Annotated in this window: 16 protein-coding genes and 2 pseudogenes; 10 read left to right on the top strand and 8 right to left on the bottom strand. The window is 43.9% G+C overall.

Annotated features, from left to right (window positions below):
- Positions 1-120 precede the first annotated feature (120 nt).
- Together HC643_RS09700 and HC643_RS09695 are read right to left on the bottom strand one after the other, a co-directional pair.
- Positions 121-1554 (bottom strand): hypothetical protein, encoded by a 1434-nt coding sequence (locus HC643_RS09700; RefSeq protein ID WP_050046177.1) that lies wholly within the window; start codon positions 1552-1554, stop codon positions 121-123.
- A 598-nt stretch (positions 1555-2152) separates the two neighbouring features.
- Positions 2153-3496, bottom strand: a complete 1344-nt coding sequence (locus HC643_RS09695; RefSeq protein ID WP_202048601.1) for a hypothetical protein — start codon at positions 3494-3496, stop codon at positions 2153-2155.
- A 425-nt stretch (positions 3497-3921) separates the two neighbouring features.
- Between HC643_RS09695 and HC643_RS09690 the strand changes: the two genes are divergently transcribed.
- Complete coding sequence (locus HC643_RS09690) at positions 3922-4173, top strand: hypothetical protein (RefSeq protein ID WP_137986438.1); 252 nt, start codon at positions 3922-3924, stop codon at positions 4171-4173.
- Between the two features lie 398 nt (positions 4174-4571).
- Positions 4572-5567, top strand: a complete 996-nt coding sequence (gene fmt, locus HC643_RS09685; RefSeq protein WP_038077189.1) for a methionyl-tRNA formyltransferase — start codon at positions 4572-4574, stop codon at positions 5565-5567.
- A gap of 59 nt (positions 5568-5626) precedes the next feature.
- Here the strand turns inward: fmt and HC643_RS09680 are convergent, their stop codons facing one another.
- The gene (locus HC643_RS09680; protein ID WP_038077229.1) at positions 5627-5992 is read right to left on the bottom strand and encodes a DUF6464 family protein; all 366 of its coding nucleotides are present in this window, start codon (positions 5990-5992) and stop codon (positions 5627-5629) included.
- A gap of 568 nt (positions 5993-6560) precedes the next feature.
- Between HC643_RS09680 and HC643_RS09675 the strand changes: the two genes are divergently transcribed.
- The 3 genes from HC643_RS09675 to glmS all read left to right on the top strand — a co-directional run bounded on the left by HC643_RS09675 (position 6561) and on the right by glmS (position 10188).
- On the top strand, positions 6561-7361 hold the full coding sequence (locus tag HC643_RS09675) for a transmembrane domain-containing protein (RefSeq protein ID WP_050046178.1): 801 nt from the start codon (positions 6561-6563) through the stop codon (positions 7359-7361).
- 476 nt (positions 7362-7837) lie between these two features.
- Entirely contained in the window at positions 7838-8083 is a 246-nt protein-coding gene (gene psaC / locus HC643_RS09670; RefSeq protein ID WP_012411495.1) for a photosystem I iron-sulfur center protein PsaC, read from the top strand.
- Between the two features lie 206 nt (positions 8084-8289).
- Positions 8290-10188 carry a glutamine--fructose-6-phosphate transaminase (isomerizing) gene (gene glmS, locus HC643_RS09665; protein ID WP_038077185.1) on the top strand — a complete coding sequence of 633 codons (1899 nt, stop codon included), beginning with the start codon at positions 8290-8292 and terminating at the stop codon, positions 10186-10188.
- Between the two features lie 193 nt (positions 10189-10381).
- On the opposite strand, the gene HC643_RS09660 is transcribed toward glmS, so the two are convergent.
- Both HC643_RS09660 and HC643_RS09655 read right to left on the bottom strand, forming a co-directional pair.
- Positions 10382-10588: a type II toxin-antitoxin system HicB family antitoxin gene (locus HC643_RS09660; protein ID WP_038077182.1), complete on the bottom strand. Its 207-nt coding sequence runs from the start codon at positions 10586-10588 to the stop codon at positions 10382-10384.
- A pseudogene (locus HC643_RS09655) lies at positions 10588-10758 on the bottom strand (type II toxin-antitoxin system HicA family toxin); the annotation flags it as partial. The pseudogene HC643_RS09655 and the gene HC643_RS09660, both read right to left, overlap by 1 nt.
- Before the next feature lie 358 nt (positions 10759-11116).
- Between HC643_RS09655 and HC643_RS09650 the strand changes: the two are divergent.
- Both HC643_RS09650 and HC643_RS09645 read left to right on the top strand, forming a co-directional pair.
- Positions 11117-11536 (top strand): hypothetical protein, encoded by a 420-nt coding sequence (locus tag HC643_RS09650; protein WP_038077180.1) that lies wholly within the window; start codon positions 11117-11119, stop codon positions 11534-11536.
- 2 nt (positions 11537-11538) lie between these two features.
- On the top strand, positions 11539-11958 hold the full coding sequence (locus HC643_RS09645; protein ID WP_072040783.1) for an HNH endonuclease: 420 nt from the start codon (positions 11539-11541) through the stop codon (positions 11956-11958).
- Between the two features lie 246 nt (positions 11959-12204).
- On the opposite strand, the gene HC643_RS09640 is transcribed toward HC643_RS09645, so the two are convergent.
- The 3 genes and pseudogenes from HC643_RS09640 to HC643_RS09630 form a co-directional block, all read right to left on the bottom strand.
- Positions 12205-12543, bottom strand: coding sequence for a XisI protein (locus tag HC643_RS09640; RefSeq protein WP_038077178.1), 339 nt, complete (start codon positions 12541-12543; stop codon positions 12205-12207).
- Entirely contained in the window at positions 12531-12725 is a 195-nt protein-coding gene (locus tag HC643_RS09635) for an element excision factor XisH family protein (RefSeq protein WP_072040784.1), read from the bottom strand. Before HC643_RS09635 ends, HC643_RS09640 begins: the two co-directional genes overlap by 13 nt.
- A 5-nt stretch (positions 12726-12730) precedes the next feature.
- Positions 12731-13318, bottom strand: a pseudogene (locus HC643_RS09630) (Uma2 family endonuclease).
- 866 nt (positions 13319-14184) lie between these two features.
- Between HC643_RS09630 and HC643_RS40790 the strand changes: the two are divergent.
- The 3 genes from HC643_RS40790 (at position 14185) to HC643_RS42535 (ending at position 22030) form a co-directional block, all read left to right on the top strand.
- Positions 14185-18951 (top strand): PAS domain S-box protein, encoded by a 4767-nt coding sequence (locus HC643_RS40790; RefSeq protein WP_050046179.1) that lies wholly within the window; start codon positions 14185-14187, stop codon positions 18949-18951.
- On the top strand, positions 18951-19103 hold the full coding sequence (locus tag HC643_RS09610) for a PIN domain-containing protein (RefSeq protein WP_411858882.1): 153 nt from the start codon (positions 18951-18953) through the stop codon (positions 19101-19103). The genes HC643_RS40790 and HC643_RS09610 overlap by 1 nt, the downstream gene beginning before the upstream one ends.
- 569 nt (positions 19104-19672) lie before the next feature.
- Positions 19673-22030 (top strand): GAF domain-containing hybrid sensor histidine kinase/response regulator, encoded by a 2358-nt coding sequence (locus HC643_RS42535; protein ID WP_082051827.1) that lies wholly within the window; start codon positions 19673-19675, stop codon positions 22028-22030.
- Positions 22031-22046 lie beyond the last annotated feature (16 nt).

Raw genomic sequence — 22046 nt, 5'->3', positions numbered from 1 at the left:
CCCTATGCCTTGGGTAACGTGAAGCGTAACGCTATGCCGACAAGAGATATACGCCAGTCCCCAAGGCGTGAGAAAACCATCCACAGGGTAGTCTCACCATTAGCAATTAGCAATTAGCAATTAGCAATTAGCATCCTTATTAAACTTTGGCAATTCAACAGATGATAAAGATTTTCGACCTTTTGGGGGACGGTGTGGATAAATTAGGGGTGAAGGAGAATTGGAGTTAGTAGATTCGTTCATCAATTGCACGTAAGGAACGGGTGTTTCTGGTAATTCGAGAACTGGTGCTTGTTCTGACCAAACGTCCACATAATCGTCTGGTGGGGTATGATTCGGGAGTACTTCAATGACTTCTGATTTTTGTTGTTCTTCTGGTTCTTCTACCAAATGTGTGGCAGTTGTTTCCCAGATAGTCTCTGCTGCAGGAGGAGTATCTTCATTGACTTCTGTAGGCGATGCTGGCTGTACGGGTACAGAATTGGCTGCAAAGAACATTTGGATAACCCCATCCAACTGCCGATCTAAGTCGCTAGAATCTGGTACAGAAACTGTTCCTATTTCCGGTGTGTTAGTTGTTTGTGATGGAGACAGGATTTCTTCTTCCTCTTCATCTAAAATGTCCTGAGGCAATGGTTGATTGGGGGATATACTTTCTCCTTTCTGAACGGGTGATGGAGATTCTTCCCAAGGATTATCATCATCAAATAAATTTTGTTCTCCCGACCAAGGTTTAATTGGTTGTGTGTAGGTAAACAAAGAATTGACCCGCTTGGGAAGTTTTGAGGCTGTACTCCCTGAGTCATTTTCATCAAGAGAGTCGTAGCTCGGAACAGGAGTCTCCAAACACTTTTCTAGGGCGGCTTTAAATTGTAAAGTCTGGCGTTGCTGTCGCATCAGCCGAGTCCGCAGCTCTCGACAAGCGGTTTCTGCTTGTACTAAGTGATGGGATTGTTCGTTATAGTTAGATTGAATAAGAGCGCACTCTCTCTCTAATTGGGCAAGGCGTTGCTGGTTAATATCTAGTTGCGCTTTATAGCTTTCAACTAAACTTTCTTGACGTTGGGCGCTTGCAGTTGCAGTTTCGAGCTGTTGGTATAGGGACTTTATTTGCTCTTGAGCCGCTGCAAGTTCTTGTGCTTGTTGGCTGAGCATTGATTCTGTGACACTAGAGCGTTTTTTTTGCCACTCTACAGCCTTTTCTGACTCATTTAAAGCCATTTTAAGCTGCTGTACTTGGTCGTACAAGTCGTCGTTGCTCAGACGCAGTTCTTCGTTCAAGACCAATAATTTCTTGAACTCGGAATCTATCATCTGCTGTCGATCGCGGTCCGGTTCTGCAACCCAGTCCTCATCAGAAGCACCATCCGATGTAATATCGTTCTCACATTCCTTATCTTGTGCTGGCGCTAGTAGTGGAATGTTTGCGCTTGCTGTAGTTTCACCAGGCAAAACAGAGTAAAACGGGCAACTTGCTCTTTCCGGTTGTGGCGAGTTACTCGATTTTAATGGTTCAACGAAAGCTTCATTTTTAGGGGTATCAGCTTCATTCATCACTATTCTTACCGAAATTCATCGGATGGTTCCTAATCCACTAGCTTAAACTTAAAACCAGAGACAGTGGTAATATTTCACCTACAAATGCTGTCATATCAAAATCTTTTCCATAAGGCAAATTGGATTTTTCTATGATTCAGATACTAGCCATTAGTTAGACGCAGCTTTCCCGTGCTGGTGGTGACAAATTAGTAGAAATTAAAGGATTCTGCTGTCTTGAAAATAGGTTGTAGGGGGTATTGCCCAACCATATCGAACGGTTGGCAATACCCACCTTACAAAAATTGAAATAAGGTAAATCGCAGAGGACAGAAGGTAATATCCCTTTTCCACACTGGGTTGCAAGATTTTTCCATAAATGACTGTCTTGAAGATAGGAAGTAGGGAATTGGGTAGGCACTACCCATTTACACGGATGCGCCTTATTCTAATGCTTGAGTCATATTAATTAACAATTGAGAAGCCCGTTACTATAGTCGTGTCCGGGATTCTTGCTGTGAAATTTATTTAAGTTAACATTGAGTTGCTTTTAGATAGTAAATTTTGACATTAAAAGTGGAGTCACTATATCTAGATTAATTAACTATTTCTTAAACTATCTATAAGCAACTGGAGGATCTCCCCACACTCCTTTCACTTTTTCACCAAAAGTGACCGGTTCATCTGTATTATTGGCTGTTATGGTTGAACCATCATAGGAAACAGCGACCATGGGCCATGTTTCTTCGCCCAATTCGCCTGCACGGAATAACACCTGTTCCGGTTGAACTTTACTCCAACCTAACAAGACCGCAATTTCATGCTTGTGTTCGTTTTGGGAAGGTGTAATGCTCTGAGATTGACCTTTATTGCTATCCCAAATGACTGCGCGGTCTGTCACATCAGATGTATTCATGTAGCCTTCAAACTGACGTGCTAAAAAACGATCGCCTTTCTCCGACCAGCTTACAGGAACCAAAACTCCGATAGTTCCTTGTGTGTCGCTTTCTGTTGTTGATGTGACACTAACTTTTAGTAATGGGTCGTTGAGATTGGAAGTTGAGCTAACCACCCGTAGCTTTTTAGTTTGTCTATCTTCTATAAATAGAACGCTACTAACACGGCTGTTATGCATTTCTGGTTTAACTTCTACTTGTACGCGGCTGTAAGCTGCATATCGTCCATCTGGAGAGATGACAGGTACGCTGCGATAGTAACGCACTCCAGAAGCACCCTTGGAACCAATAGCTTCCTGGGTAGATTGAATCCATTGCCACGGAATGGGATGGGGGCTTCCCACAGGATCTTGTTGTGATTGAGCGCCTTCTGGTGGTTGTTCAACAACAGGAACTGACGTAGCTGGTTTTAATTTACCTATTGAAGGAGCAACTGCAGTTGCTTCTAAAACTTCATTTACCGAAATGTGTCTGGACGTGGTGTCATTGTTTTTGGCTGCTAGGACTTGTACTTTAGCCGCTCTCAAGCGTTGCACCAGGTCTAACTCACTTTTAGACAGGTTTTCGCTCTTGGAATCCTGCGCGATGATTGATGGAGCCAGTTCAACTGCGGTGAGTAACTCTTCATCAGCTTCGGGTATTTCTCTCGACAGAGAATCATTTTCTATCAATGCTTCCCATTCGCCGTGCGATCGTTGCAGTTGGTTAATTGCTGCTAGAGAGGTTGGTGTGGCGAGTGATTTAGAAGCAAAAGTATCTTGAGATATTTTTGTGACATCATCGAAATTCTGTTCGCCTTCAGCAGGGGTTTGATTTGACACAGAATCAGATGAGGCAGAATCGGAGTCTGGCGCTACGGGAGTAAGTTTGGCTGCTTGTGTTTGTTTTGCCAAGGTAGAGTGAGCCGACGCCGCCATTAAGGGCGCAATCAGCATAACAAAAATGACATACTTTTGGAATGGTTGCACGCTCAACCATCCTGACAACAGAGGAAATTTCAGCATTTGTTGACTCTCTAAAGGGCGGTTGCTGTGTGAGGAGGAATGCCTGATACAGCAATCGGGCAGACTATCAATAATAGGTATAACAAGGAACTCCCAATTAAACGAGATTTTTTACTCAAACTTCGCATACTTTTACAAAATTAGAGTATCTTTTTCTACGCTTTGCTGTTACTGGTATTTGGGAGAAACCGCGAACTAGTATTTATACAGACTAACGGGAGGATAGCCCTTTATAGATGCTCGTGATAACACTGAGCACTTCGGAATCAGGCATATCTCAACAAGTAACCGTGTATCAGCAAGACGCAGAACTCGGCTTACTCTCTGTACTTAGTCCGACTGCTGGGAGGGGGATCGCTGTTTACATTTTGATACCACACCAATAGCTACCAGACTCGGTACAAGTATGGCATTAGTTTAAAATTTTGCAAACCGAACTCGTCTCCAAGCCGATTTTGCGATCGCTTCTGATATCTAGCCGAAGGGGAAACACGGGAATCAAACTGCCAAAACTGCATTATTCAGTGATAGCAGTTGCGGAAGAGCACCTCTGGTTTGAAAGGTCGGTTCCAGACTCAGAATTTTTGGAGATTATAGAATTTTGTATAGACATCTTAAGAAATTCATTAGACGTGCTGTTGCTCGTTTCTACATTGTTTTTCACCAGATGTCCGTGAATTGCGTTCGACGAAGACTAGCGCTTTGCATCGTTGCTCGGCGCTTTCTGCGCTTTTACACTATCGTTTGACTCTCCCATCTCTACTGAGAGAGAAAGAGATAAGGTTAATGGCCCCTGCTTTGCGATCGCCAACGAGTTAAACTTAGCTGCGGCAGATGCGTAAAGTGCTAGCTTGTGTTCCAGCGAAATTATTATAACCCTACAAAACCATCTTTTTTTTACAAAAACCAACGAATTTGTCAAATAATAGTGACTATCGCTCGGGGATCGGCGATCGGTTCAAGAGAACGGAAATAAGCCTATCATTACCATTGAGGCAGAAGCTCAAGTCATAAGGCAAAAACGCCTTCTACCCTCTGCCTTCTGTCTGCTTGCCTTCTTCTACCAACGATCGCTATGAAAATTGTTTTCTTTGGAACTCCTGATTTTGCCGTACCGACGCTGGAAACACTGCTGAACCACCCAGACTTTGAAGTCATAGCAGTTGTAACACAGCCCGATAAACGACGCGGACGCGGGAACAAACTGACACCCTCACCAGTAAAAGCAGTTGCGACCTCAGCAAATTTGCCCGTTTGGCAACCCCAAAGGGTGAAGAAAAGTACTGAAACTTTGACCAAACTTCGAGAATCAGATGCTGATGCATTTGTCGTTGTCGCTTACGGGCAAATTCTCTCGCAAAAAATTTTAGATATGCCCAAATTGGGATGCATCAATGTACATGGGTCGATTTTACCAAAATACCGAGGAGCAGCCCCCATTCAATGGTGTTTGTACAATGGTGAGACTGAAACTGGTATCACAACGATGTTGATGGATGCGGGGATGGATACTGGAGCAATGTTACTGACAGCCACTACACCGGTAGGATTATTGGATAATGCCCGAGATTTGGCAAAAAAACTTGCCGTGACGGGTGCAGATTTATTAGTGGAGACTTTGCTAAAGCTCAAACATCAGCAAGGGGAACCAATTCCTCAAGACAATTCTGAAGCTACTTATGCACCAATGATTGCAAAAGACGATTATCATTTGGATTGGTCAAAAAGCGCGATACAGTTACACAATCAAATTAGAGGTTTTTACCCTGACTGTGTTACAACCTTTCGGAATCAACCTCTAAAAATTACTGCCACTGCGCCCCTTGGCTCTACTTATGGATATGAGTTACCACCAGAAATGGAAGCAATACAAAAGAAATTGCCCGATTTGTCGGTAGTATCCGGTAACCCAGGGGAAGTTGTTGGCATTGCCAAGGGAGTCGGAGCGATCGTACAAACTGGAGATGGTTTTTTACTCCTTAGAGAAGTTCAACCTGCTGGCAAACGTCCTCAGTCAGGGTGGGATTTTATTAATGGTACGCGTGTAGTCGTGGGAGAAGTTTTTGGATGAATCATGAATTATAAATGATGAATGCTGAAACCATCAATTCATAATTCATAATTCATAATTCATAATTCATAATTCATTCTTTCGTAGTGGCGACAAGTTTCACAAGGACCTTCTGGTTTAACTGCACAGCGTATCATTTCTGAATGAGCATTGTAGCGGCAAGTGGCATCACCGAGAACCCAACGTCCTCCCACAAAACTTTTTTCATCTGGGCGTGTTGCAGATTGCACGTAAAGAGCAATTTTTTGCAAACGATAGCGCCCCGCCTTTAATTGATAGCGGTGGCGACGCTCTAAGACAGCGTAGGTTTTTCCTTCAAGATCTAGATAATTTCCCGGTTGTGGTGTCCAATCGAGTTGGACATTTCCAATGGTCTGACGTGGATGTGTCAGAATAACCTCGGTTGGTAGAGAATCTGGTTCCATGGTCATTTGTAATGGTATTTACATTAATAGGATGGTAACGTAGGAGACTGTGTGAACTCGTTTAGTTTATGTTATAGTTAACCATTTCCTAATAAATTGTAAAAATTAACTTCGTACAAGTATACATTTACACTCGTTTGTTTTTTCATGTTTTGTGTCTAAAGCGCTGTCCTCATCTTTGTCTCTATATGCAAAAGGAGATACCTCGTCGCTCAAGAACGAGATTGGTCAAGTGAGAGGTACAAACAACATAATGAATGACCTCTTTATATTAGTTTACACTCTGTAAATTTTCTTGATATCTTCTTAGCTTTCCGGCTTCGTCTAGCATACTGTTGGCGAATGATGGATCGGTTCCCTCACCCCTCTCCGGTAGCTCGACAAACGCTAGCGAAGTAGCGCTTCACACCTGCATTCTGTACTAGAGGTATCGGTTCTTTGAGATGAGGAGTACTTCTCAAGAATCTGAAAATGAAGGGGTACGCATTGTAGATAGTTATTGAGGAAATATTTAATACCAATACGATCGCCATTACATCCTCAAAGAGCGATTCTGTTCTATAAATACATGGCAAGTCTACAACAAACTCCTACGAAATTAACACTCGAGTTCCGACCTTGGTTTATTTGGATAATTGGAGGTTTTTCCAGCTTAATATGGCCAGTTCAACTTTTCTTCTTGTTACCCTTAATCAAAACTAGCACCCTAACTTGTACAAGAGTGCAACCGGATCGAGGTGAATGTCAGCTAGTAACCTCATCATTGCTGCAATCGAGCAAGAAAACTATTCCCATGGAGGAATTCCAGGGAGCTAGGGTTGATCAGTCGGATGAGAGTCGCGATCGCAACCAACCGCAACAATTAGTCTTGTTAACGAAACACGGCGAGTTGGCTTTTTGGACTGCTGACACTCAAAAACCTCAAGTTTCAGCTATTGAACTAAAATCAACTGCAGATCGAATCAATGATTTTGTCAAAAACTCTCAAACTTCATCTTTCACAATACAGAAGGGTAACCCCACGCTCGCTTGGGCTGTGACTGGTGTCACTACCTTTAATTTCTTATGGTTAGCTTATTGTTGTGAAATAGTAACTTGTGATTTTGATAAAAGTCGCGGTTCTGTCATTAAGAAAAGACAATGGTTCTTTATCTCAAAAACAGTAGAGCATCAACTCAGAGAGATTGTTGACGTGCAGGTGCAAGAAAAGTTTAATAGAAACGGTAAAAATTATCGAATTAAATTATTACTATCTTCTGGTAAGGATTTACCGCTCACTAACTATTACACAAACTATCTCCGTAAAAGAGAATACATTGAAAAAAAGGCGGATGCGATCGCTCAGTTTCTGGGAAGAAAAAAGTTATAACTTAAGACAGTCAGGATTTTTATTAAATTATTTTAATTTTAATTAAAAATTCTTAAAAAAAAATCATTGAGAAGCCATGGAGTTTTTATTTCTTAGAAAAGTTAATACTTCAGAAGTGGCATATTTAACTCCCCTTTTTTCTTTGTTCTGATTGACTTTTAAGTCATGCATATTTATAATAGCTTACTTTGGCAGGAAAGGAGTGAAGCCGAGAGACTTGGTAAATAAGGACAAATGACCAAAGACCAAAGACAAAAGTCGAAACTCAAAAGCTAGAATTGAGTCTATGTAAAGCATTCAAGTGCTTTATACATCTTCTTTAAAGTCACTCCTAGAGATGGGCAATCTCAAAGTGCTTATTACATTCTTTAAAGTTATGTAGCCTTTTAATTACGAAGGCTAAGACACTGCGGTAAACTAAGCCATGATTATGGATTCTTTTGCACCAAAAATAATAGCAAAGGAGCTTTTTTTCAATGTCTCATACCGTAAAAATCTACGATACCTGCATTGGTTGCACACAGTGTGTCCGCGCTTGTCCCACAGACGTACTAGAAATGGTCCCTTGGGATGGCTGTAAAGCGGCGCAAATTGCCTCATCACCCCGTACAGAGGACTGTGTGGGTTGCAAGCGGTGTGAAACTGCTTGTCCCACTGACTTTTTAAGCATCCGGGTTTACTTGGGTGCTGAAACAACTCGCAGTATGGGTCTAGCTTACTAAATTTGTCTGGAAACTGGTAATAAAGTCTCTAGATAGCAATCAACTTTAGGATCGTTGGGCGTAGGGCATAGAGTATTGGGCATTGTTCAATACCCTATGCCTTATGCCCAATATTATTCTCTGCCCCCTGTTTTTTGCCAAAACGCTACCATTGTGTTAACAACTATACTGGTTGCAATAGTTATATTAAAAAAATGGTGTGAGCAATGTGCGGCATCGTAGGTTATATTGGCACTCAAGCGGCAACAGAAATTTTGCTATCTGGGCTAGAAAAACTGGAGTATCGGGGTTATGATTCTGCGGGAATTGCCACGATATGGGAAGGTGATGTTAATTGTGTGCGGGCAAAAGGTAAGCTTTACAATCTACGTTCTAAGCTAGAACAAGTAGAAACTCCAGCCCAGATTGGTATTGGTCATACTCGTTGGGCGACTCACGGTAAGCCAGAGGAATATAATGCTCATCCCCATATGGATACAGCACTGCGGGTAGCGGTGGTGCAAAATGGCATAGTAGAAAATTACCGGGAATTACGCGAATATTTAAAAACCCAAGGACACCAGTTCCGTTCTGAGACGGATACTGAGGTGATTCCTCATCTCATTGCTCAATTTCTTAAAGAACCTTCTCCCTCTGTTCCCTTCTCCCCCTCTCCTTTCCTTGACGCAATCCGCCAAGCTGTTAATAAATTAGAGGGGGCTTTTGCGATCGCAGCAATTTCCGCCGATTATCCAGACGAGCTGATTGTTGTGCGACAGCAAGCGCCTTTAGTCATTGGTTTTGGGCAAGGGGAATTTTTCTGCGCGTCTGATACGCCAGCAATTATAGCTCATACTCGTGCGGTATTACCGTTAGAAAACGGAGAAATAGCACGTCTCACACCCTTGGGGGTAGAGATTTACAATTTTGCTGGTGAACGGTTAAAAAAACAGCCCCGCCTGATGAACTTGAATCCCACAATGGTGGAAAAGCAGGGATTCAAGCACTTCATGCTCAAGGAAATCTACGAACAACCGGGAGTTGTGAGGGCTTGTTTGGAAGCCTACTTTAACGCTGATTGGAATGCAGGAGATTCGACAAAATCTCCAGTGAACCTTGGTTTACCGACAGAAATTTATGCGGATTTAGAACAAATCCAAATTGTTGCTTGCGGAACCAGTTGGCATGCAGCATTGGTAGGGAAACACTTACTAGAACAAGTAGCGGGTATTCCCACGAACGTACATTACGCCTCGGAATATCGTTACGCACCATCACCGCTGACAGCAAATACTTTAACAATTGGTGTTACCCAATCAGGAGAAACGGCTGATACCCTAGCAGCTTTAGCAATGGAAAAAGAACGCCGCCAGGGTAAAGAAGCGAAGTATCAAGCCCGATTGTTGGGAATTACCAATCGTCCGGAAAGCACTTTGGGTCATATGGTCCCTCAAATTATCAATACTCTTGCAGGAATTGAAATTGGGGTAGCGGCGACAAAAACTTTTATTGCTCAATTGATGGCATTTTACGCTTTGGCATTGGATTTGGCATATCTCCGTCAGGCAATTTCCCCAACAGAGTTACAGGAAATTATTGATGGTTTGCGGCAAATTCCCGGAGAAATTGAAGCAAATTTGGAAAAACAAGAGGATTATATCGGGCAATTGGCTCATAATTTTGCCGAGACTAAAGATTTTATCTTTTTGGGAAGGGGGATTAATTTTCCTATTGCTTTGGAAGGGGCGTTGAAGTTAAAAGAAATCAGTTACATTCATGCAGAGGGATATCCTGCAGGCGAAATGAAGCACGGACCCATTGCTTTGTTGGATGCAAAAGTGCCTGTAGTTGCGATCGCAATGCCTGGTAGTGTTTACGAAAAAGTGATTTCTAACTCCCAAGAAGCGAAAGCCCGCGATTCTCGTTTAATTGGCGTGACACCAGTGAATGATGGAGAAGCCGGAGAAATTTTTAATGATATTCTCCCTGTTTCTCATGTTAATGAATTGCTGTCTCCAATACTTACGGTCATTCCCTTACAATTGCTGGCTTATCACATCGCAGCACTTCGCGGTTTGGATGTGGATCAGCCCAGAAATTTGGCAAAATCAGTGACTGTGGAGTAGGACGCAGGTAGGGGCGTGGCGGCTGTGTAGAGAGATAAAAAAGTTGGAAAAAAAATAAAAAAGTTGGAAAATATCTCCTAAGGCTAGATACGCAAGATAGCTTCAGGAGACTTTATCATAGCTAGGAGCAAGCAAGACTGAAAATAAGCTAAGTAGTTCGAGCGTTACCAAAAGGGAGGATGAGACCAGAACTTTAAGCTAGCTCTAGTGTAGAAGGCTCTGGTAAAGGCTTACCGATTTGCTTATAAGCGTACACCAGATCGTCTAAAACTTCCTTAGCGTTCTCAAGTGCTTCTTCATAAGTTTCCCCGTGTGTCTGAGCATATTTACCCCATTCAGGCAAACTCGCAACATACACCCGATCGTTCTCAGACCATTGAATCAAAATGCTATATTTCATTATTCATCCCCTTGCTCTGACTGCTTTAGTTCTTCTAGTGCTGCTGTTACATCTTTTTCTTGGTAAGGTTTTGCATCTTTGCCATCTTTGCCAGACAGAACTACAGGATTTCGCAAAAGTGGATGAATCCAGTAGGAATGACTACCTTTACCCCTTTTAGGTAACAGTGTAAATCCTGCTTTCTACAACATCTGTTTCAATTCTCTAACTTTTTTAGGCAGATTATGGAATATAACAAAGCAACCAGAACGATTGCACACCAATCAGAGAGCAACTTTCAGATTTGACGGAATCGGATTCAAACAATGACGATGGCTCAGAAGGGCGATCGCCCAGATTTTTCCAAGCATCAGGCGATCGCCTTTTAGACCATTAGATGTGACTGAGATATTTTACTGTTGATGGTAACTTTCATGACATACAAAGCGATCGCACAACTAGTCAAATCTAGTTATTGTGCCTGACAATAACAAAGAAACATCAACGCTAATATTGAAAGTATAAACAACTCGCGACATTCAGCAACTAATGGCAACGCAAAAAGTCACGGTTGAACTTCCACAAGCCATTTTTCAACAATTGGCTCGTATCGCCTCGGCAACCCAACAACCCTTGGAAGTCCTGGCTGCTCAAAGCATTGCCAGTAACTTACCCCCAACACCTGACAATGCGCCAGTAGAAATTCAGGCAGAACTTTTGCAAATGCAAACGTGGGATAGTCAAGAATTGTTAGTGCTTGCTCAAAGTCAAACGGATCTAGAACAGCAACAACGCCATATAGAATTATTAGAGAAGAATCAAAATGGCGAAATTACCCCTAGCGAACGTCAAGAACTGAGCCAGTTAAGGATAGCAGCCGATCGCTTGATGTTACAAAAAGCTTATGCTTGGTCAGTTCTCCGTTGGCGAGGACACAGAGTACCTGCTTTAAATGAATTACCCGAATAATCATGGCTATCCCTGACAAAATTCGTTCTGAAGTTTTAGCAAGGGCAGGGTTTCGCTGTGAGTATTGCAAAACTTATTCTCGTTTAGTTGGTATGCCTTTGGTAATGGAGCATATCTTGCCTAAAGCTGCTGGAGGTAAAGATGAATCTGACAATTTAGCAGCTTCCTGTTATCGCTGTAATGAATTTAAAGGTGCAAAAACTCATGCAATTGACCCACAAACAAGTCAGTTAGTGCCGTTATTTAATCCAAGGCAACAATTTTGGCAAGAGCATTTTAGCTGGGTAAATGGTGGAACTCATATTGCTGGTCTCACACCCACAGGTCGGGCAACTGTAATTGCTTTGCGACTAAATAATGAGTACATAACTGAGGCGAGAGTATTGTGGATTGAGAGTAATTGGCATCCTCCCTCCAGATAAGTCTTAAGATGAATTGTTGAAAAAGTTACAGTTTGTTCTCAAAACTTAGTAATTCATCACAATTAAAGTACACCAGTCAGGACGATCGTTGGTCATTTATCTTTGGACATTTGTAGGAGTTTAAGCGTGTTTATCAACTTTTACGTAGCTCTATTTTTTTCTACCTAACTTAACTAGAAAACAGTGCTCTAAAGAAAGCTATTTGCAACCAAGTAGCACTTTTGTTGCAATTAAATTGCTATCTCCTCAAATTGCGGTAGCATATTTAGTATAAGGTCTAAGTTCCGGAGGATGGAATCCAATAACAATATCTGGTATGGGAATTCCAGCAGCAATTAGCTCGTTAGCAATGCCGTCTTCAGTTCCATCTCGTTGAATCCAAATTTTGTCGTCAAAAATGTCAATGTGAATCAGACATCCATGAACTCTAGTATCGTCTTCCCACCCCATCGTTATTAACAAATAGCTATTGCGATCGCTGCTAACTATCAGTTTATACTGCAAGTTTCCATAAGCATAGGGAATTTGCATATACTCTGTCAGTATGCGCTGAATTATTTTGCGATAGTCATCTAATCTATCCATTGAGCGATCGTCTCCTTTTGCGGGTCAAATATCAGTAAGTGAAGGGAATTTTTTTTGATAACAAGGCTACCAATGGGTTCTGAAAAAATCTCCCGATACGTTGCTTTGCGAATTGCTAGATATAGTTGCCTTCCCGGTTCTGTTTCTTCCATTATATTTTGATAAAGAATGTATTGATCCAAAGCTTTTATTCATCCACCTTATCTTTACCAAAAACCTCAGAAACTTTTAGATTAAGTTGTTGTCGAAATCCGGGGGATAGCAGTAAATCATTATTGCTAAAATTACCTACTTCTATATAAGAATCTCCTCTAAGTTCTAAGATTAAAATAGTGTGAGTTTGGGGATTGACTATCCAATATTCGGGAATGCGGCAATCTTGATATTGTATTCTTTTGGCGATGGAGTCTCTCTCTCTTTGGATATCTCCAGGACTAACTATTTCAATTACTAATAGAGGGGGTAACATGGAAAGACAAATGGTGTTACGCTTTGATAGTTGTTGAATATGTTCTTCTCGGATAATGGTGAGGTCTGGATAGCGGTTTTTGGGTTCACCTCTGACTTATAATTCTAGTCCTTGTCCTCTGACTCTGTCAGTTCCTAGCATTAAGGCAAAAGCCAAAAAAAGCCGATTAGCAATTTGAATATTTAAGCCAGATTCTGGAGGCATTTCGATCAATTCTCCATTAAAGAGTTCATAAAGTTTTTCTGAATCATCGTTGTATTGGAGATACTCGGCAAAACTTGCAAATCGAGGTTTAACGTTTAACATCAGATTGACTCCATGAACGATTCCCAATCAAGCTAATGCCCAGGAAAGACCGTAATTTAAAAACTAGATACTCTTCCCATATTACCATTTGGGGAGCGAACCCCCGCACGGAGCTGCTCTCCGCAACGCACTGTCTCCCCAATAGCAAACTTCGGAGGGTTTCCCCCCAACCCCACTTCGTGGGGACCCCAAAGCCCCCCGTTGTTCGCGTAGCGTCTCGGTAAGGAGATAGCGCCTGCCGTCGGTGAATTCCATTTTGAGGGCAATTGGCACTCTTTGGGATGCTCCTACCATTTGTTGCAATAATGGTGAGTTTAAGTTAAGTAGGCGCGAATCAATAAAGTTATGTTAAACAAATCCAGAAAGGAAAGACAAATTATTCAACCATTAATAAAAGCTCGTGGAATAAATATTTTTTAGAAAGGTAAGTAAGTCAGTACAATGAAAGTTGACTAGTCAGAATCGTCATTTGTCATTGCTCAAGTGTCATTTGTAAGGTTTTGAGCCAAAGTGCTGAAGTGGTAACGATAAAATAATGGTTTAAGGTGATAAAATTATACGACTTTGTTTGCGATCCTACAGCATTTGTGGAGTCACAAAAAAGTCGTATAGCAATCCTATCTGATTTGTGAAAACATTTAATTATTGTAGTGCGGGCATTGCCCATTACATAAAAGCTTTTGTGCGGTATAGACCTACCTACGTGTATTTTAAAAATCAAATAGGAATCCTGTAGAATTCATAAAAAAGTTGTAGAATTTTCCTATAGGTGTACACACAAGCATCTACAGGAGTTTTTTATGCCTAAAAGCAAGCAAGATTGGACGCAAGCCAATCTGTTATCTATGTAATTTTGGATCTTAAGTATGTCAACTTATCGGACTGTTCTTGTGATTGCTGACTCTAACAAGAACGATAACAACTATAAGCAGCAATTACAGCAGGATCGGAATGTTGCATACAAAGTTCTCACAAAGCAGTACCACATCCCGATTCTGCCACTGTCTCAATTACAGCAGATTGATGGCATTCTCCTAGAAATTCAATTTCCCCATGCCAAGAGCATCAATCTGCTTCGTCAACTGAAGGAACAAATGGGCGATCGCTGCCCGCCGATCGTCGTAATTGGCAGTGGAGACACGAAGACTGCCGTCCATGCGTTCAAGAATGGAGCGGCAGATTATCTGGTCAGAGATCGGATAACTCCTGACGATTTGCGTCTGGCGATGCGGAGTGCTATCGAAAATGCGGAGTTACAACGGAAACTGCAACGCAGCCAGGAGCAGTTTCAAACATCGGTTGAGAATATGCTAGACTGCTTTGGCATCTTCTCAGCCATGCGAAATGAGTCAGGGCAAATTTTAGACTTTCGCATTGATTATCTCAATGGGGCGGCGTGTGAAAACAACCGTATGCCCAAAGAGATGCAGATCGGTCGAGGCTTATGTGAAATGCTGCCGGGACATCGCGAATTGGGTCTGTTTGACGAGTATTGTCAATTGGTTGAAACGGGAGAACCCTTAATCAAAGACTCGCTAATCTACGAGGACACCTATGGAGGTGAGCAGCGGTTAGGGCGGGTGTTTGATATTCGGGCGACCAAGTTGAATGATGGCTTTGTTGCCTCCTGGCGTGATGTCACCGATCGCAAGCGGTTGGAGTTAGAGTTGAGCCAGACGATAGCAGACCTACAACAGCAGCAGAATTACTTACAGCGGCTGATTGACACGGCTCCAATCGGCATTGGCATTGGCAGCGCAGACGGTAAGGTGAAGGTGATTAACAACGCCATGCTGCACCTGTACGGGCTAACGCGGGAAGAGTTTGAGCAACAGGAGATAAACTGGCGTAGCTTCATCCCGCCGGAGTACTCCGAACAAACAGACCGGGCGATGGCACAGATACAGGAGCAGGGCTTTGCTCCACCTGTGGAAAAGGAACTGCTCCGCCGTGATGGAACGCGCCTCCCAATCTGGATTAGCAGCACGCAGTGGATAGATGGCACTGGTGAACACGTCGCATTCGCTATCGATTTAAGCCAGCAAAAACAAGCGGAAGCCGCCATTCAACAACTCAACCAGGAGTTAACCAATCGGGTATCCGAAGTGCAAACGCTGTTGGACATGATTCCGGTAGGGATTGCGATCGCTACCGATTCAGCGTGTACTCAAATGCAAAGCAATGCCTACCTTCGGCACTTGCTCGGTGTCGAGCCTGGTAAAAATATCTCGAAGAGTGCGCCAGCCAGTGAGCAACCGACCTATCGAACCTTCCAAGATGGACAGGAAATCCCCCCTGAGAATTTGCCGATGCAAGTAGCTGGCTGCTTGGGTGTAGAAGTGCGCGATGTAGAGTTTGACATTCTGCTACCCGACGGCAGACTGCGCCAGCTTCTATGCAATGCAACTCCCCTAAGGAGCGATCGCAATCAAGTCAGGAGTGTCATCGGAGCTTTTTTAGATATCACAGACCGGAATCAAGATGCTGCCGCTCTCAAAGCCAGCCAACAGCGGTACCGAGAGTTAGCCGAAGCTATGCCCCAAATGATTTGGACGGCTGATGCAACCGGAATTGTTAACTATCGGAATCAACGCTGGTACGAATACACGGGGTTGAGTGAAGCGGAGTCGATAGGCATGGCGAGAGCTAACGCAGTTCACCCCGATGAACGCGATCGCGTCTTGATAAAATGGCACGAGGCGATCGCGAATGGAGAATCATTTGAAATTGAATGCCGCTTTCGCCGTTGGGATGGCGAGTATCAGTGGTTTATCTGCCGAGCTGTACCAACGCGAGATAATCAGGAACAGATTACAGGCTGGATTGGCACGATTACGAATATCGATAACCAGAAGCAATTAGAAGCAAGGCTGTTGAATGAAATTATTAACCATCAGCAAACCGAAATTGCCCTGCAACAAAACCAGGAACGGCTTGACCTGGCAATGGCAGCCGCTCAGATGGGTAGTTGGGATTGGGACATTCAGACGGGTAAGGTCAACTGGTCTACTAATTTAGAACGCCTGTTTGGCATGGCTCCCGGTAGTTTTGATGGGCAGTATGAAACCGTCAGGGCAATGATTCATCCCGACGATCTGCCTTGGATTGAGCAAGCTATTCATTGCGCTCAGTATGAACGGGAAGACTACAACATTGAGTTCCGCTTTATTAAGCCCGATGGAACAATGCGCTGGGCATTGGGTCTGGGACGCGTGTTCTATGACACCATCGGCAATCCAGTCAAGATGACTGGGGTAAATATGGATATTTCCGAGCGCAAACAGGTAGAAGCCGCCCTACAAGCCAGCGAAAAACGATTCCGTGACATGGCGGATAACGCTCCTGTCATGATTTGGGTAACCGATCCTACAGGTTACTGTACCTATCTCAATCAGAGTTGGTACGACTTCACCGCTCGAACCGAGGAGACCGGTCTGGGATTTGGCTGGCTCGATGCGTTACATCCCCAAGACCGTGAATCTTCCAAACATATTTTTTTGAGGGCAAATGAACGCCGTGAAGCGTTTCGATTGGAATATCGGTTGCGCCGCCAAGACGGTGTATATTGCTGGGCGATCGATGCGGCCAATCCCTGGTTTGGGGAAGATGGCGAGTTCAGAGGTTATATCGGTTCTGTGATTGATATTAGCGATCGCAAACAAGCTGAGGAAGCCTTGCGTGTTTCTGAAGAACGTTATCGCACTTTGTTTGAATCGATGAATGAAGGCTTTTGCGTTGCTGAAGTGCTGTTTGACGAGCAGAACACGCCAATCGATTACCGTTTGTTAGAAATCAACTCAGTTTTTGAGAAACACTCCGGTCTGAAAGACGCACAAGGCAAAACTGCCCGCGAACTGCACCCACAACTGGAACAGTACTGGATCGATCTCTATGGCAATGTTGTGCTGACCGGGGAACCCGTTCGCTATGAAAACTACTCCGAAGCATTGAATCGGTGGTTCGGTGTTTCTTCTTTTCGGATTGGAGCGCCAGAAAGTCGAAAAGTTGCCATTTTGTTTGAGGATATTAGCGATCGCAAACAAGTAGAAGCCGCCCTGCATGAAAGTGAGAACCGCTTGCGTCTGGCAATGGCGTCAGCCGAACTCGGAACGTGGGATTTTAACCCCATCACCAAAGTCTTGAAGTGGGACGAGCGGTGCAAAGCGATGTTTGGGCTACCACCTAGTGCTGAAATTACCTGGGACGTTTTCCTAGCAGGGTTGCATCCAGAGGATCGCGATCGCACTCATCAAGTTGTGCTGCGATCGTTCAATCCCGAAAGCGGCGGCGATTACGATATTGAGTACCGCACTGTGGGACTTGAAGATGGCATCGAACGATGGGTTGCAGCGAAGGGAAAAGCATTGTTCAACTCAGATGGAGTTGTGGTTCGCTTTATCGGTACCGTTCTCAACATTACAGAAAAAAAGCGGGCTGAGGCAGAGCGGGAACAATTGCTGCAACGCGAACAAGCTGCCAGAGCCGAAGCCGAACGCGCTAATCGGATTAAGGATGAATTTTTGGCGGTGCTGTCCCATGAATTGAGATCGCCGCTAAACCCAATTCTAGGCTGGACAAAGCTCCTGCAATCTCGCAAGTTGGACGAGGCTAAAACGGCTGAAGCCCTAGCCACAATCGAGCGGAATGTCAGATTACAGACACAACTCATTGATGACTTGCTCGATGTTGCCAAGATTCTACGTGGCAAACTCAGCTTGAATATGGCTTCTGTCAATCTATCCTTTGCGATTGAAGCGGCGATCGAAACCGTCAAAGTTGCTGCCGTTGCAAAGTCCATCACCCTGCATACCGTATTGCCCAACATCGGGCAAGTGTTTGGTGATACCGCTCGCCTGCAGCAAATTGTCTGGAACCTGTTGTCCAATGCGATTAAATTCACGCCTAACGGGGGACGGATAGACATTGTATTGGAGCGGATTGGCGATCGGGCACAACTTACCGTGAAAGACACGGGAATTGGCATCAGCTCGGACTTTCTGCCCCACATCTTTGAATCGTTTCGGCAAGAGGATGCTTCGATTACGCGCAAGTATGGAGGATTGGGGCTGGGCTTGGCAATTGTGCGTCAATTGGTTGAGGCTCACGGTGGCACGATCGCGGCTGGTAGTCCTGGTGAAGGATTAGGAGCAGCGTTTACCATCGAGTTCCCGTTGCTGAATATTGAACCAAAAATGCAGCAGCTAGACGAATTGCCCCAACCAGAACTCGATCTGACAGGAATTCGAGTCCTTGCCGTTGATGATGAACCGGATGCCCGCGAACTATTAACTGTATTACTTACCCAATATGGAGCAGAGGTTTTGATGGTTGCCTCTACCACAGAGGTACTGGCAAATTTAGCAACCTTTCAACCCGATGTGTTAGTTAGCGATATTGGAATGCCCGAAGTTGACGGCTACACTTTGATCCAACAGGTTCGTAGTTTGCCTCCCGAACAAGGGGGACAGATTCCTGCGATCGCATTGACAGCTTTTGCCAGAGAAACAGATCGCCAGCAAGCCATAGCTAGCGGTTATCAAGGGCACGTCACAAAGCCACTTGAGCCAGAACGGTTAGTTCAAGCTGTAGTCATACTTACACACAGTAACTCATTTGTAGAAACACATTACTAATGCAAATGCAAACGTGGGATAGTCAAGAATGTGCATATGATGTACCGATCGCAGCAACAGCACTAACTTATAATCACATTCTTGTAACATCTAACGAGAGAGAATTTCAAAGAGTACCTAGTTTGCAAATCGAGAATTGGCGTTCTTCTTAAATTATGCTCAAGCACAAGAAAGGGTAATTGGTGGGCGATCGCACATTGGTTAGCGGAATATGGAAGCTCGCCTACTCCCTTCGCGCTCGAAGATTTCTTAATTAAATGAACCGCAGAGGCGCAGAGGACACAGAGGAAAGAGGAGAAGAAGATCGGTAGTCTTATGGCGGAAAGGGAGTAACTTGCTTACCCAATATTGGGGAGATAGGTACAGCAAATTTCAACCTGGTGAAGTATAAAAATTACCCCCCTCTTTCCCTCCTTACCAAGGGGGGAAAGAGGGGGGTGTACCTCATGAGACGTATAATACCATTTCACCAAATGATTGCTACTGGAATTCCGCCAGTCCCCCCAAACATCCTAAGTGTTAATACTTATAAATGTGAGTATTTACTTTCAATAAGTTTACTTAAAATGACGTAATTTGAAGTTAAATTACGTCACTAGTGCATGGGCAATAAACTTGAAAGAAATTAGGTGTTATTGCCACACGTCAAACAGGAGGAGCGCTTGTGATTGATGCGGTGAAGACGGCTAAACCGGAAGATTGTCTGGCGGGCGGTGGGGAGATGGGAGCGCTGATGCGATCGCTTGATTGGTCAAAAACTCCCTTGGGTCCGGTCAGTAGTTGGCCCCAGAGCTTGCGTACTGCCGTGAGTATCCTCTTAGCCTCGCGCTTCCCCATGCTCATTCATTGGGGTCCGGAATTAGTCCAGTTTTACAACGACGGCTTCCGTCCCATCCTCGGTGACCTCAAGCATCCCGGAGCACTGGGACAGCCTGCGTATCCTTGGTGGACAGAAATCTGGGACGTTCTCACTCCCATGTTCGAGCGAGTCTTAGCAGGTGAAGGCACCTGGTACGAAAACCAGTTAATCCTCCCAAACCGCAATGGGTATATCGAGGAGACTTACTTCACCTTCTCCCACAGCCCCATCCGCGACGAGTCGGGTCGTGTAGCTGGCATTTTCCAGGCAGTTACCGAAACCACAGAACGAGTCATAGATGAACGACGCTTGCGGACGCTTCACGATCTGGTGACAAACACTGCTACGGCGCAACTGACAGAAGAAGCTTGTCGAATTGCCACAGAGACTTTAAGCCAGAATGCTGCGGATATTCCCTTTGCTCTACTTTACCTGTTGGATGAGAATGGGGCACAGGCGCGTTTAGCAGGAACAACCGGGCTCGAAGCGGGTACACCAGCCAGTCCTCTCGCCATTGATCTTAATACTCACGAGGAACCGGGAATGTGGCCTTTAGCAAGAGTCGCACGCACCGGACAAATCGAACAAGCAGACAATTTGGTGGCGCAATTTGGTTCCTTACCAGGTGGTCCTTGGCCGGAATCCCCTTCTACAGCCCTCGTTCTGCCCGTAGCACAGCCCGGTGTGACGCTACCTGCGGGTCTTTTAGTCGTTGGTATTAGCCCCCGCCGTGCGTTAAACGACACCTATCGCAGATTTTTAAGCTTGGTTGCAGGTCAGATAGCAACAGCGATCGCCAACACCCGCGCCCTAGAGATGGAACGCAAACGGGCTGAAGCGCTAGCAGAACTCGACCGAGCCAAAAGCCAGTTTTTGGCTAACATGAGTCACGAACTCCGCACTCCACTCAATGGGATTTTGGGTTATGCTCAAATCCTTAAAAAAGGTAAAACAATTACAGAACATCAAAAGAACGGTCTGAGCATTATTTATCAATGCGGCGAACACCTCCTCAACCTAATTAATGATGTTTTAGATATCTCAAAAATTGAAGCTAGGAAAATGGAACTTTATGCCAAAAATTTTCATTTTCCTGAATTTTTAGAAGGGATTGCGGAAATTTGTCGCATCCGTGCCGAACAAAAAGGTATAGAGTTAATTTACGAAACTCTCACCCCTATACCTAAAGCTATCCGAGCAGATGAAAAGCGTTTGCGGCAAATTTTAATTAACTTACTTGGAAATGCAGTTAAATTTACAGAACAAGGTTATGTTACTTTCAAAGTCGGCTATCATCAGGAAAGGTTTCGATTTCAAGTAGAAGATACAGGGATTGGTATTGCTCCGGAAAAATTAGAAGAAATCTTTTTACCATTTCAACAAGTAGGCGAGAAGAGTCGCGAGACTGAAGGCACGGGATTGGGATTGACAATTAGCCGTCAACTCGTTGAATTAATGGGTGGTGAATTGAAGGTAGAAAGTACACTAGGAAAAGGAAGTATTTTTTGGTTGGATTTAGATTTACCTGAAGTTGAATGGACTGATGTTTCTTATATAGAGGAAAACAATATCATTGGTTTTAAAGGCTCAAAGCGAAAAGTTTTGGTCGTAGATGATAAGTGGGCAAATCGTTCTGTGTTGGTCAATATGCTAGAGCCTTTAGGGTTTGAAGTTTTAGAAGCAACAGACGGCTTGGATAGTTTAAACAAAGCCTGTCAGTTCAAGCCAGATATCATTTTTATGGATTTGGTAATGCCTGTCATGGATGGATTTGAAGCTACCCGTCGCCTTAGGATGATGCCAGAGTTGGAAGGAGTTGTGGTCATTGCCATCTCAGCGAGTGTTTTTGATTTCGACCACCAACAAAGTCGCGAAGTCGGTTGCGACAGTTTCCTTCCCAAACCAGTCCGCGAAGCAGAGCTTCTAGAAAAACTACAAATATACTTGGGGTTGGAATGGGTTTATGAAGAAAACTCATACAGGCATACCACTAATGCACCCGTGACCGCTCAAGACCCTCTTGTGATTCCACCGACACAAGAAGTTTCTGCTTTACTCGATCTGGCGATGAGGGGAGACCTCAAAGGCATTATTCAAGAAACCACAAGACTTGAGGAGTTGAATCGGCAATGGGTACCGTTTGCCATACATCTGCGTCAACTGGCGAAAGGTTTTAAAGGAAAACAAATTCGAGAATTTTTAAAAAATCTTAAGGTTTAAAAATATTAAGAGGTTT

This window comes from Tolypothrix bouteillei VB521301 (genome assembly GCF_000760695.4).
In the GTDB taxonomy this organism is placed as follows: Bacteria; Cyanobacteriota; Cyanobacteriia; order Cyanobacteriales; family Nostocaceae; genus Scytonema; species Scytonema bouteillei_A.
This window is presented reverse-complemented; position numbering and strand designations above follow the sequence as displayed.